Source organism: Streptomyces griseus subsp. griseus (assembly GCF_003610995.1).
In the GTDB taxonomy this organism is placed as follows: domain Bacteria; phylum Actinomycetota; class Actinomycetes; order Streptomycetales; family Streptomycetaceae; genus Streptomyces.
In genome coordinates, this window is sequence record NZ_CP032543.1 from 1,459,699 (window position 1) to 1,472,058 (window position 12,360).

Annotated in this window: 8 protein-coding genes and 3 pseudogenes; 5 read left to right on the top strand and 6 right to left on the bottom strand. The window is 71.7% G+C overall.

Translation table 11 applies throughout. The annotated features are described in order from the left end of the window. Nucleotides 1-19 precede the first annotated feature (19 nt). Both D6270_RS06800 and D6270_RS06805 read left to right on the top strand, forming a co-directional pair. Nucleotides 20-705 (top strand): annotated as a pseudogene (locus D6270_RS06800) (maleylpyruvate isomerase family mycothiol-dependent enzyme). Between the two features lie 77 nt (nt 706-782). Next, a pseudogene (locus D6270_RS06805) lies at nt 783-1,438 on the top strand (MBL fold metallo-hydrolase). Nucleotides 1,439-1,648: 210 nt separating this feature from the next. Here the strand turns inward: D6270_RS06805 and D6270_RS06810 are convergent. The 5 genes and pseudogenes from D6270_RS06810 to D6270_RS06830 all read right to left on the bottom strand — a co-directional run. After that, nucleotides 1,649-2,668, bottom strand: a complete 1,020-nt coding sequence (locus D6270_RS06810; RefSeq protein WP_109166258.1) for a TerC family protein — start codon at nt 2,666-2,668, stop codon at nt 1,649-1,651. A gap of 242 nt (nt 2,669-2,910) precedes the next feature. Next, on the bottom strand, nt 2,911-4,953 hold the full coding sequence (locus tag D6270_RS06815) for a TerD family protein (protein WP_109166257.1): 2,043 nt from the start codon (nt 4,951-4,953) through the stop codon (nt 2,911-2,913). Nucleotides 4,954-5,072: 119 nt separating this feature from the next. Beyond that, complete coding sequence (locus tag D6270_RS06820; RefSeq protein WP_109166256.1) at nt 5,073-5,651, bottom strand: TerD family protein; 579 nt, start codon at nt 5,649-5,651, stop codon at nt 5,073-5,075. A gap of 168 nt (nt 5,652-5,819) precedes the next feature. After that, the gene (uvrB, locus tag D6270_RS06825) at nt 5,820-7,949 is read right to left on the bottom strand and encodes an excinuclease ABC subunit UvrB (RefSeq protein WP_109166255.1); all 2,130 of its coding nucleotides are present in this window, start codon (nt 7,947-7,949) and stop codon (nt 5,820-5,822) included. Nucleotides 7,950-8,040: 91 nt separating this feature from the next. Next, nucleotides 8,041-8,685 (bottom strand): annotated as a pseudogene (locus D6270_RS06830) (MHYT domain-containing protein); the annotation flags it as partial. Nucleotides 8,686-8,921: 236 nt separating this feature from the next. Between D6270_RS06830 and D6270_RS06835 the strand changes: the two are divergent. The 3 genes from D6270_RS06835 to D6270_RS06845 all read left to right on the top strand — a co-directional run bounded on the left by D6270_RS06835 (nt 8,922) and on the right by D6270_RS06845 (nt 11,855). Further along, nucleotides 8,922-9,812 carry a glycerophosphodiester phosphodiesterase family protein gene (locus D6270_RS06835; RefSeq protein WP_109166253.1) on the top strand — a complete coding sequence of 297 codons (891 nt, stop codon included), beginning with the start codon at nt 8,922-8,924 and terminating at the stop codon, nt 9,810-9,812. 84 nt (nt 9,813-9,896) lie between these two features. Continuing rightward, the gene (locus tag D6270_RS06840) at nt 9,897-10,454 is read left to right on the top strand and encodes a methylated-DNA--[protein]-cysteine S-methyltransferase (protein ID WP_109167565.1); all 558 of its coding nucleotides are present in this window, start codon (nt 9,897-9,899) and stop codon (nt 10,452-10,454) included. 120 nt (nt 10,455-10,574) lie between these two features. After that, the gene (locus tag D6270_RS06845; RefSeq protein ID WP_109166252.1) at nt 10,575-11,855 is read left to right on the top strand and encodes an MFS transporter; all 1,281 of its coding nucleotides are present in this window, start codon (nt 10,575-10,577) and stop codon (nt 11,853-11,855) included. A gap of 48 nt (nt 11,856-11,903) precedes the next feature. On the opposite strand, the gene D6270_RS06850 is transcribed toward D6270_RS06845, so the two are convergent. Continuing rightward, nucleotides 11,904-12,266: a cupin domain-containing protein gene (locus D6270_RS06850; protein ID WP_109166251.1), complete on the bottom strand. Its 363-nt coding sequence runs from the start codon at nt 12,264-12,266 to the stop codon at nt 11,904-11,906. Nucleotides 12,267-12,360: the final 94 nt, after the last annotated feature.

A 12,360-nucleotide genomic window follows, 5' to 3' on the forward strand; every position in this document is an offset into this window, starting at 1 on the left:
AGCTAGGCTCGGCCGCATGATGGATCATGCGCGTGACCTGGAAGCTGTACGCGAAGCGACCGACCGGCTGCTGAACGAAGCGGGTAAGTGGGACAACGCCGCGCTCGCCGAGCCGTCACGGCTGCCCGGATGGAGTCGGGGCCATGTCCTGACCCACTTGTCACGTAACGCCGACGCGCTCGGAAATGTTCTCCGGGGCCTGCCGATGTACGCGAGCAGCGAAACCAGGGACGCCGACATCGAGAGCGGCGCCCCCCGCCCCTGGCCGGGCAGCTGGCCGACTTCCGGGAGAGCGCGGACCGCTTGCGGGCGGCGGCCGACGAACCGGCGGACTGGTCCCGTACGGTCACCCTGCGCAACGGTGTGACGGATTCCGCCTCCCGGATCCCCTTCCGCCGGCTGATCGAGGTGGAGATCCACCACGTCGACCTGGACGTCGGCTACGAGCTGGAGGACCTGCCGGCGGACTTCACCGAGCGGGAGATCGCCTTCCTCACCGACCGGTTCGCCGGCCACCCGGACGTTCCCGCCACCACGGTGACCGCCCCGGACGGCCGCACCTGGACCACGGGCGGCGGTGCGGAGGGTCCGGCCGTGTCGGTACGGGGCACCGCGGCCGGCCTCCTCGGCTGGCTGGCCGGCCGCCGCGACGGCTCGGCCCTGACCGTGACCGGAGGCGCGCTGCCCGCGCTGCCCGCGCTGTAGGCGGATTCCCGCCGGGGCCGGGGCCGGGTCCCCTGGACAGCGTCCGGCCCCGGCAGCGACGGATTAGGGTGAGCCGTATGACGTACAGCGGAGCGGTGAAGGTCGGCGGACCGGCGAGCGTGCACGAACTGACGGATCTGATGATCTCCAAGGTCGCCGTCGGCGCGATGGACAACAACGCCTATCTGCTGCGCTGCCGGGCCACCGGCGAGCAGCTCCTGATCGACGCGGCGGCCGAGCCCTCCACTCTGCTCTCCCTGATCGGTGACGACTCCATCGCCTCCGTGGTCACCACCCACCGGCACGGCGACCACTGGCAGGCGCTGGCCGCGGTGGTGGCGGCCACCGGCGCCCGTACGTACGCGGGCCGGTACGACGCCGAGGGCATCCCGGTCGCCACGGACGTACCCGTGGAGGACGGCGACACGATCACCGTGGGCCGGGTGGAGCTGACCGCCCGCCACCTGGTCGGCCACACCCCGGCTCCATCGCCCTGGTCTACGACGATCCGCACGGGGCCCCGCACCTGTTCACCGGGGACTGCCTCTTCCCCGGGGGGATCGGCAACACCCACCAGGACCCCGAGGCCTTCGCGAGCCTCCTGGACGACGTCGAGACGAAGCTCTTCGACCGGCTCCCCGACGAGACCTGGGTCTACCCGGGCCACGGCGACGACACCACCCTCGGCGCCGAGCGCCCCCACCTGCCAAAGTGGCGGGCGCGGGGCTGGTAGCCGGACGGTCGGCCCGGGGCGTCGGACCCGGGCGCCAGGCTCCAGGCACGGCCTTCACCGTGGAGGAGGACGGGTGGGGGCTGTCCCTCCGGCCGGAGGACATGCAAGTCTGTGACGGCGTACACGCACAGCGGCCGGGGTGGACGGGCTAGCGCCCCTCCGCCCCGGCCGCTGCCGGTGGTTCCCTGTGCCGCTCCGGGCGGCCCGGGGTCAGCTGCTGACGCTCTCCGGCTGCTCGTCGGCCGCGTCGACGCTCTTCGCCTTGGCCGCCGCCTCGGCCTCGGCCGCCTCCTGCTTCTTGTTGGCGATCAGGCTGGTGACCGTGGTGACCACCAGGACGCCGCAGATGACGGTGAGCGAGAACGGGATCGAGATCTCGGGCACGTGCACCCCGGACTCGTGCAGGGCGTGCAGCACCAGCTTGACGCCGATGAAGCCGAGGATCACCGACAGGCCGTAGCTGAGGTGGACCAGCTTCTTCAGCAGACCACCGATGAGGAAGTACAGCTGGCGCAGGCCCATCAGCGCGAAGGCGTTGGCCGTGAAGACGATGTACGGGTCCTGGGTGAGACCGAAGATCGCCGGGATCGAGTCCAGCGCGAACAGGACGTCCGTGGTGCCGATGGCCAGCATGACCACCATCAGCGGGGTGAGGACGCGCTTGCCGTTGCGCTGGATGAAGAGCTTCGTGCCGTGGTACTGGTCGGCGACGCCGAAGCGCTTCTCGATCGACTTGAGGAGGCGGTTCTCCTCGAACTCCTCTTCCTCCTCGCCGGCCCGCGCCTCCTGGATGAGCTTCCAGGCGGTGTAGATCAGGAACGCGCCGAAGATGTAGAACACCCACGAGAAGTTCGCGATCACGGCGGCACCGGCGGCGATGAAGATCGCCCGGAGCACCAGGGCGATCAGCACACCGATGAGCAGCACCCGCTGCTGGAGGTGCGAGGGCACCGAGAACTTCGCCATGATCAGGACGAAGACGAAGAGGTTGTCGACGCTCAGCGACTTCTCGGTGATGAATCCGGCGAAGAACTCGCCGGAGGCCTGGCTGCTGCCGAACACCAGCAGGCCGAGTCCGAAGATCACGGCCAGCGCGATCCAGACGACCGTCCAGATCCCGGCTTCCTTGGTCGACACGTCATGGGGCTTGCGCCCGATGAAGAAGTCGACGGCGATCAAGGCTGACAGACCAATGATGGTCACAGCCCAAAGGGTCCATGAAACGTCCACTGCGCCTCCGGCAGTTCGCTACGGCTACTGATCAGCGTCGTCGCTGCCGGAGGTCTCTTCCACCCTGGCGCACAGGACGCGCGCCGGGCCGACGCCCCGGGACCAGTCACGGTCCGTACTGACGGGAACGTCGCGTAAGGAGTACTCCCCTCCGTGCACCGAACAGTACAGGCATCACCAAGGAAAGGTAAAGAAAAGAGTAAAGAGATTGCCAAATGCGCAGCTCAGGGGCGATTCGAAGCTCAGCGGCCGGCTGCTTTCCGGGCGGCCGTGACCGCCGCGAGGACCTGCTCCAGGACGCGGCTGCCCGGTGGTGTCACCGGCGGCTCATATGTCCAGGCGTGACCGACCCAGGGGTCGGCGAGGTGACTGTCGGCGACCGGCGTGATCCGCAGCAGCGAACGCCACAGGGGGTCGAGGACCGGTCCGTACGCATGCGCGTCCTCGCGGTCCGCGACCATCAGCAGATGCACACCGACCGCCGGGCCCTCGTCGGCGAGGTAGCGGAGCTGGGTGACGGCCCGGTCGTCGAAGCCGTGCGGGAAGTCGTTGACCACCAGGAGCTGCTCGCCGGTGTCCAGGTCGGGCGGGAGCGAGTCGGCCGCGCCGGCGCGCACCGCCATCTGCACCAGGTCCACGCGGCGGGTGAGATGGGCGAGGACCGAGGCCACTCCCTGGGGCCCGGCGGCCGGCGGACCGGCGAGGACACCCGCGTCGGCCAGCGGCGCCAGCGGCCCGGCCGCCGCGCCCGCCGGGTCGATGACATGGACCGAGAACTCACCGGGCGGGTAGACCGCGAGCAGCCGGGCGGCGTGCAGGACGGCGGTCTCCATCGCGAGGCGGCGCAGCCGGTCGCTGTCCATGAGGGCGGCGGCCTCGGATCCCGTACGCCCGCTGTCGACCCATATCCCCCGCTCCAGCGGCAGCCGGACGAGCAGCGGGATACGCAGGCCGGTGCGCTCGGGCAGATGGAGGTCGCCGAGGCGCAGGGCCATCGGCAGCTCCATCGGGATGCGGTGGGCGTGCCAGACGGGGTTGTCCCAGCCCGCGTACGCGGCGGGGAGCGCGGGTTCGACCACGGCGGCTTCGGCGGCCAGCTGGGCGAGGTCGCGGTCGAGGACCTCACGGGCCCGGGCGGTCAGCTCGTCCCGCTTGGCGCGGGCCTCCTCGCGGGCGCGGTCGCCCGCGCCGCCGATCCGGTTGCGCGGGTCGGAGAGCGACCGGTCCAGCTCCTGCTCCATCCGGGACGCGGCGAAGTCCACGGCGCTGCGGTAGGCCGCGACGGCTCGGGCCAGGTCCTCGAACATGCCCCAGATCTGGTTGTAGAGCCGCTCGTCCATCGACCAGCCGGTGGCGTCACCGGCGACCGGCTGCGGCGGCTGCCCGGGCTGCGCGGGCGCCGGGGTGGGCGGCGGTGCGGGCGGGGCGGGCGGTGTGCTGGGCCGGCGGCGGGGGTGCGCGTAGTTGATGGGGCCGGTGGGGGTCGTGGCGCCCGCGGTGGCAGGGGTGGGGGTGGCCGGGGCAGGTGTGGTGGCGGGGGTGCCCGGGGCGGGAGCGCCTGCGGTGGGCGTGGCCGGATCTGTAGCAGGATCCGTTCCGGGGCCGGCGCCCGTGCCGGGGCCGGACGGCGTCGTGGGGCCGGATGACGCCGGGAGCGGCGCGTGCGGGCCCGACGTCTGCCGTACCCGGTCGGCCTCGGGGGTCCGGGGCGGCGGCGGGGCCACCGAGCGGGCCAGGGACCGGGAGACCGCCTCCTGGATGGACACGGCCAGCTCGGCCGCCCCGGCCAGGCCCTGGTCGGTGAACATCTCGGCCAATCCTGCCGCGTACCCCTGTCCGACGGCCCGGACCTTCCAGGCGCCCTGGCGGCGGTAGAGCTCCAGGGCGCTGACCGCCGTCTCGCTGTCGAGGCCGGTGAGCGTGAAGGTGGCGATCTCGGTGCCGTCCGGCCCGGTGACGGCGACGAAGGGCGCGGCGGTGGCGCCGAACCTGACCGGGCCGCCGACACCCACCGGGAGGGCGAGCAGCACGGTGACCCGGTGCACCGTCCCGGGCAGGGCCTCCAGGTCGATGGCGAGGCGGTGGCCGGCCGCGGCCTGGCGGGAGACTTCGAGGCCGGGGAGCTGCGGCGAGCCGGGGTGGGCGACCCACTCCGCGCCGCGCACCACCCCGTTCTCGTCGGCGAGGGTGGCACCGGCCACGACGGGTGATCCCGCCGACACCCGGATCTCCAGACGGGTCCGGGGCAGGACGTGGTTCTGCCCTCGGACCAGTTCGGCCGTCATTGCGCTGCCCCCTCGACGATGTGTGCTGTGCTGTCCGGCCCCGCGCGGTGCGGCTCCCGGAGGCGGGTGCCTCCGGGAGCCGCGCGTGCCGGTGAATGCCTGGTCCCGGTCCGGTCCGCCTACAGGTGCGGAAGGATGGACGGCATCAGATCCTGGAAGGTGCGGCCGTTGGCCGGGTTCCCGAGGGCCGTCATCTGCCATCCGCTGCCCGCGCGGTGCACCTTCGCCATGATCTGGGCGGTGTACTGGCCGCCGCCGTCCAGCGTGTACCGGGCGAGCTCCTGGCCGTTGGTCTCGTCGACGATGCGGCAGAAGGCGTTCTGGACCTCCTGGAACGTCTGTCCGGTGAAGGAGTTCACCGTGAAGACGATCTGGTCGATGTGGACCGGGACGCGCTGGAGGTCGACGAGGATCGCCTCGTCGTCGCCGCCCGAGCCTGCGCCGCCGACCAGGTTGTCCCCGGTGTGCTTGACCGAGCCGTCGTCGCTGACGAGGTGGCGGAAGAAGACGACATCGACCGGCTGCTTGTCGGCGAAGAGGACCGCCGAGGCGTCCAGGTCGATCTCGCGGGTGCGCGAGCCGAACAGGCCGCGGCGCGGAGCCGCCTGCCAGCCGAGCCCCATCCGTACCGCGGTCAGGGTCCCCCCGTCGTCCTTCTGCAGGCTGATGGCCTGACCCTTGGTCATGTTGACCGTCACGCGCTGTCCCCTCTCGGCATTGCCCCGCAACCGTCCGTGTGCGGTTTCCCCGCACCCTACGCATTCCCCCCGGCGCGGCAGCAGGGTCGGTCCTCTTTTGTGTCGGTCTTGCAACACACCGGGCGGACACCGGCGCGCGACGGCCGCCGCACGCCGGTGTGCCGGAGATCAGGCGAGGCCCGCCTCCTTCATCTGGCGCAGCTCCTTCTTCAACTCGCCCACCTCGTCACGCAGCCGCGCGGCCACCTCGAACTGCAGGTCGGCGGCGGCGGCCCGCATCCGGTCGGTCATCTCCTCGATGATTCCGGCCAGTTCGGTCGCGGGTCGGTCGCTGACGACCGCGCCGGGCGACGCCCCCCGGCCCTTGGCACCGCCCTTGGCCGCCTTCACCCCGAGCGTGGGCACGGGGGTCCTGGCCTCCTTGCCCTGGCGGTAGCCGGTGCCGAGGAGCTCCTCGGTGTCGATCTCCTCGCGGGCGATGGTCGCGACGATGTCGTTGATCTTCTTGCGCAGCGGCTGCGGGTCGAGTCCGCGCTCGGTGTTGTAGGCGATCTGCTTCTCACGGCGGCGGTTGGTCTCGTCGATGGCCTGCGCCATCGCCGGGGTCACCTTGTCCGCGTACATATGGACCTGGCCGGAGACGTTTCGGGCGGCGCGTCCGATGGTCTGGATGAGGGAGGTGCCCGAGCGCAGGAAGCCCTGCTTGTCGGCGTCGAGGATGGCCACGAGGGAGACCTCGGGAAGGTCGAGGCCCTCACGGAGCAGGTTGATGCCGACCAGGACGTCGTACTCACCGGAGCGCAGCTCGCGCAGCAACTCGATGCGGCGCAGGGTGTCGACGTCGCTGTGCAGATACCTGACCTGGATGCCCAGCTCCAGGAAGTAGTCGGTGAGGTCCTCCGACATCTTCTTGGTGAGCGTGGTGACCAGGACCCGCTCGTCCCGCTCGGTGCGCTTGCGGATCTCGTGCACCAGGTCGTCGATCTGGCCCTCGGTGGGCTTGACCACGATCTCGGGGTCGACCAGGCCGGTGGGACGGATGATCTGCTCCACGAAGCCGTCGCCGCGCGACAGCTCGTACTTCCCCGGGGTGGCGGAGAGGTAGACCGTCTGGTCGATCCGCTTCAGGAACTCCTCCCACTTCAGCGGGCGGTTGTCCATCGCGGACGGCAGCCGGAAGCCGTGGTCGACGAGGGTCCGCTTGCGGGAGGCGTCGCCCTCGTACATCGCGCCGATCTGCGGGACGGTGACATGGGACTCGTCGAGAACGAGCAGGAAGTCCTCGGGGAAGTAGTCGAGGAGGGTGTTGGGCGCGGTGCCGGGTGCGCGCTCGTCGAAGTGCATCGAGTAGTTCTCGACGCCGGAGCAGCTGCCGATCTGGCGGAGCATCTCGATGTCGTACGTGGTGCGCATCCGCAGCCGCTGGGCCTCCAGCATCTTGCCCTGCTTCTCCAGCTCGGCCAGCCGCTCCTGGAGCTCCTCCTCGATGCCCCGGACGGCCCGCTCCAGCCGCTCGGGTCCTGCCACGTAGTGGCTGGCGGGGAAGACGTACAGCGACTGGTCCTCGCTGATCACCTCGCCGGTCAGCGGGTGCAGGGTGGAGAGGGCCTCGATCTCGTCGCCGAACATCTCGATGCGGACGGCGAGCTCCTCGTAGACCGGGAAGATCTCGATGGTGTCGCCCCGGACCCGGAAGGTGCCGCGGGTGAAGGCGAGGTCGTTGCGCGTGTACTGCATCTCCACGAACCGGCGCAGCAGCTGGTCGCGGTCGGTCTCCTCGCCGACCTTGAGCTGGACCATGCGGTCCACGTACTCCTGGGGCGTACCGAGGCCGTAGATGCAGGAGACGGAGGCGACCACGACGACGTCGCGCCGGGTGAGCAGCGAGTTGGTCGCCGAATGGCGCAGCCGCTCCACCTCCTCGTTGATGGAGGAGTCCTTCTCGATGTAGGTGTCCGACTGGGGGACGTACGCCTCGGGCTGGTAGTAGTCGTAGTACGAGACGAAATACTCCACCGCGTTGTTCGGCAGGAGCTCGCGGAACTCGTTGGCCAGCTGGGCGGCGAGCGTCTTGTTCGGCGCCATCACCAGGGTGGGGCGCTGCAGCTTCTCGATCATCCAGGCGGTGGTCGCCGACTTGCCGGTGCCGGTCGCGCCGAGCAGGACGACATCCTTCTCACCTGCGCGGATACGCCGCTCCAGCTCGGCGATGGCCGCCGGCTGGTCGCCGCTGGGCTGGTAGGGACTGACGACCTCGAAGGGCGCCACCGAACGTTCGATCTTGGAAACGGGCCGCATGCAACCACCGTACGGCCCCCACTGACAACGGCCCCGGATCCGCGCCACGCGGGCCGTCCGACGGCCTCGGGCGGGGCTGTGGAAGCGATCAGTCCGGTGGGAGGTGGTGGGAGGTGACACCGGGCGCGGAGGGGTGCAGCTGCACGCCGAGCGCGGCCATCCCGGTGTAGTGCATGCCGGTCACCGCGACGGCCATCATGGCGCCCGCGCCCAGCCCGGAGAGGAAGGCACGGGTGGAGAGGGCGGCCCGGAGCGCGGCCGTGGCGGCGGCCGCGGCGATCAGGACCGAGAGGACGACTAGGGGGGTGTCGTAGGTGAAGTGCCCCCCGAAGCGGATGCCCGCCATCCCCAGGTAGTGCGTGGAGGCGATGCCGAGGCCGGTGAGGGCGCCGCCGGTGATCACCGCCATGCGGGTCGCGCCCCGGTACCCGACAATGAAGAGGCCGGTGCCGGACGTCACGACGGCCACGGCGAGACCGGCGATGACATGGGGCTTGTCGTGCGAGAGCGGTGCCTCCACGACGGTGAAGCCCGTCATCGCCACGTAGTGCATGGTCCAGATCCCTGAGCCGATGGACAGCGCACCGAGCGCCAGCCGGCCGGTCCTGAAGGAGCGTGCCGTGCGGGGAGACCTGACGGTGGAGCGGAGTCCGAGAGCGGCCCCCAGGCCTGCCACGAGGAAGGCCAGGACCGGGATCACCGGGCCATGGGTGAATCCCTCAACCGTTCCCTGCACGTCGGCACGCCCTTCGAGAAAGCCCGGGTTCGAGGGGGATCCCCCAGGGTCCGACAGGCATATGTAAGAAACACATTTTATCGGCATGGGACGGTGCTCCCGGCCCCCTGGCGTGTATCCCGGGCCACTCCGGTGGCGCGGATTCCGTTCATTCCGCGGTCATCGCCGCCCCACCCGGCGTTGGTGGGCCGCTGCCAGTCTCGTCGTGTCCGCACACTCCGATACGAGGAGTCCACGTGTTCGTACGCACCGCAACCGCCTCCACCGCCGCCGCGGCCGTACTCGGCGCCGGCGCCCTGCTGCTGCCCGCCGCCCAGCCTCAGGAGACGACCGCCTGGACCCCGGACCGGTCGGCGGGCCCCACCGTCGTGGCCCACCGGGGTGCGTCGGGCTACGCACCGGAGAACACGCTCGCCGCCGTGGATGCCGCGAAGGCGCTCTCCATCGACTGGGTGGAGAACGACGTCCAGCGCACCAAGGACGGCGTGCTCGTCGTGCTGCACGACACCGACCTGAAGCGCACGACCGACGTCGAGGAGGTCTTCCCCGGCCGTGCGCCGTGGGCGGTCAAGGACTTCACCGCCGCCGAGGTGGCGAAGCTGGACGCGGGCAGCTGGTTCGGGAAGCAGTTCGCGGGGGCCCGGGTGCCGACGCTCACCCAGTTCGTGGACCGCCTGGAGCGCAACCGGCAGAAGCTGCTCCTGGAGATCAAGAGCCCGACGGCCTATCCGGGCATCGAGCGGGACATCCTGCGTGTGCTGGGCCAGGCGGGGTGGCTGGACCGGACGCACGTGCGGGACCGGCTGGTCGTCCAGAGCTTCGGCGCCGACAGCGTCAAGCGGGTGCACGCTCTGCGCCCGGACATCACCACCGGTTTCCTGGGCACCCCGGCGGTCGCCGACCTCCCCTCGTACGCGGCGTTCACCGACCAGATCAACCCCTCGTACGCCACGATCGGCGCCGACTACGTGGCGGCCGTGCAGCGGCTCAAGGGGGCGCACGGCAAGCCGCTGCGGGTGAACACGTGGACGGTGAACAACGCGGCCGACGCGGCGAAGGCCCGCGCGTACGGCGTCGACGGCATCATCACCAACTATCCCGACGTGGTGCGCGACGCGACGCGCTGACACGACGAGGGGTGCGAGGGCCGGGCCCGTCGGTTGCCGCCGACGGGCCCGGCGTTGTCAGTGGCCGGTCGTACCGTGGACGGCATGAACAGCTGCGGGGCCGGTGGAGAGCCGGCCGTCGAGTGGTCCGTCGTGGAGAGCGCCATCGGACCGCTGCTGCTCGCCGCGACCCCCGCCGGTCTGGTGAGCGTGGCCTTCCACGCCCGGCCCGACGTGCGGGACGCGGCACTCGCCCGGCTGCGGGCCCGGCTGGGCGCGGAGCCGGTGGAGGCGCCCGGCTCGGCGCGGCTCGCCGAGCCGATACGCGGGCTCGCGGCGTACTTCGCGGGAGAGCGGCAGGACTTCGGCCTGGAGCTGGACTGGTCGCTGACGGCCGGGTTCCACCGCGAGGTGCTCCGCGAGCTGGAGTCCGGGGTGCCGTACGGGACGGTCGTCGGGTACGGGGAGCTGGCCGCCCGGGTCGGCCGGCCGGAGGGGGCGCAGGCGGTGGGGGCGGCGATGGGATCCAACCCGCTGCCGGTGGTGGTGCCCTGCCACCGGGTGGTGGAGAGCGACGGCGGCCTGGGCGGGTTCGGCGGCGGGCTGGAGACGAAGCGGCAGCTGCTGGCCCTGGAGGGGGTGCTTCCGCAGCCGCTGTTCTAGCGGGCCCTGCTCCAGGGGGTCCGCCGGGTGAACGGCGGCATGTGCGGTTCCCGGACGCTTCGGCGGCCGGTTCACTCGTACGGGTGCAACGTGCCGTTCATGTGATGGCACACTGCGCCGGTGACACCATCCCTCCCCCGCTCCGCCGCGTCCCCGGTCACGGCTGCCGCGCTGCCCGCGCTCCAGCGCCGGACGTCGGCCGTGCTCGTCGTCAGCCAGATACTCGGCGGCCTCGGTGTGGCCATCGGCATCGCCCTGGCCCCGATGCTGGCCACCGAGGTGACCGGCTCCGAGGCCCTGTCCGGGCTGGCCCCGACCGCGTCCGTCGCCGGTACGGCGCTGCTGTCGCTGCCGCTGGCCGCCCTGATGACCTCGCGCGGCCGACGCCCCGGTCTGGTGCTCGCGTATCTGATCGGCGCGCTCGGCGGCGCGCTGGTGGTCCTGGGCACGGTGGCGCGCAGCTTCCCGCTGCTGCTGCTCGGGATGGCCGCGTTCGGCGCCGGGTCCTCCGCCAACCTCCAGGCCCGGTTCGCGGCGGCCGACCTGGTCGGGCCGGAGCGGCGGGGCCGGGCGATCTCCACCGTCGTCTGGGCCACCACGATCGGATCGGTGGTGGGCCCCAACATCGCGGCCCCGGCGGGCCGGGTGTTCCGCGGGACCCCGGTGCCCGAGACCGCGGGCCCCTACCTCTGGTCCGCGGTCGCCTTCCTGCTCGCCGGGGTGGTCGTGGCCGTGCTGCTGCGCCCGGACCCGCTGCTCACGGCGCGTGCCCTGGCCCCGCGGAGCGCCCAGGGCGGGCGGAAACGGTCGCTGCGCGACGGGGTCGCGGCCGTACGGGAGTCGCCGATGGCCGGGCTGGCCCTGGGGACCGTCACCGTGTCGCACACCGCGATGGTGTCGATCATGGTCATGACCCCCGTCCATCTGGGCGGGCACGGCGCAGGTCTCCAGCTGATCGGGCTGGTCATCAGCGGGCACATCGCGGGCATGTACGCGTTCTCGCCGGTGATGGGGTGGCTGGCCGACCGCTTCGGGCGGCTCTCGGTGATCGGCCTCGCGGTCGGTCTGCTGAGCTGCGCCGCGCTGCTCGCGGGCACCGCGGGACCCCGGCACGGACAGACCGCCCTCGGCCTGTTCGTGCTGGGCCTCGGCTGGTCGGCGGGGATGATCGCCGGTTCGGCGCTGCTCACCGACTCCGTACCGCAGGACGCCCGGGCGGCCGTGCAGGGCCTGTCCGACCTCACCATGAACGCGGCGGCGGGCATCGGCGGGGCGACGGCCGGGGTGATCGTCGCCCAGTGGGGGTACGGCCCACTGAACGCGATCGGTGCCGCCCTGCTGCTGCCGGTGGGCGCGCTGGCGCTGCGGCGGACCATGAAGCCCTCCGCGGCCGGAGCCTGAGCCCTCGAGCCCGGAAGCCCCAGAGGCCGTAGAAGTTCGCCAGAGGCCTCAGAGGCTGATGTGGTACGCCTTGCGGAGCGTCTCGTGGACCGTCCACGTCGTCCGGTCGCCCTCGCGCAGTACGCAGGCGTCCCCGGGCCCGATCTCCAGGGTCGCGCCGCCCTCCACCGCCACGGTGGCCCGCCCGCTGACGACCACGAACAGCTCGTTCGCCTCGGTGTCGGTGACCACACCCGGGGTGATCTGCCAGATCCCGCGCACCTGCGTGCCGTCGGGGGACTCCCACAGCACCTTGCCGGTCACCACGGGCTCGCCCGAGACGATCTGGGCCGGATCGAGGGGTTCCGGTTCGAGGCCGGCGTCCGGGATGTGCACGGCGAAGGAGGCGGGGGCCTGGTCATGTGTCGTCATGGGCGGTCACCCTAGCGACCACTTCCGGCCGTCCGGTCACCAGGACCGGCCGGAACCCGTCCTTCCCAAGTTTGCGGCCCCCCTGACCGCGACA

Excerpts from the sequence above, each read along its gene's own strand:
- D6270_RS06815 (WP_109166257.1), bottom strand. The coding sequence starts at position 4,953 with ATGACGGCCGAACTGGTCCGAGGGCAGAACCACGTCCTGCCCCGGACC.
- D6270_RS06850 (WP_109166251.1), bottom strand. The coding sequence starts at position 12,266 with ATGACGACACATGACCAGGCCCCCGCCTCCTTCGCCGTGCACATCCCG.
- uvrB (WP_109166255.1), bottom strand. The coding sequence starts at position 7,949 with ATGCGGCCCGTTTCCAAGATCGAACGTTCGGTGGCGCCCTTCGAGGTC.
- D6270_RS06840 (WP_109167565.1), top strand. The coding sequence starts at position 9,897 with ATGAACAGCTGCGGGGCCGGTGGAGAGCCGGCCGTCGAGTGGTCCGTC.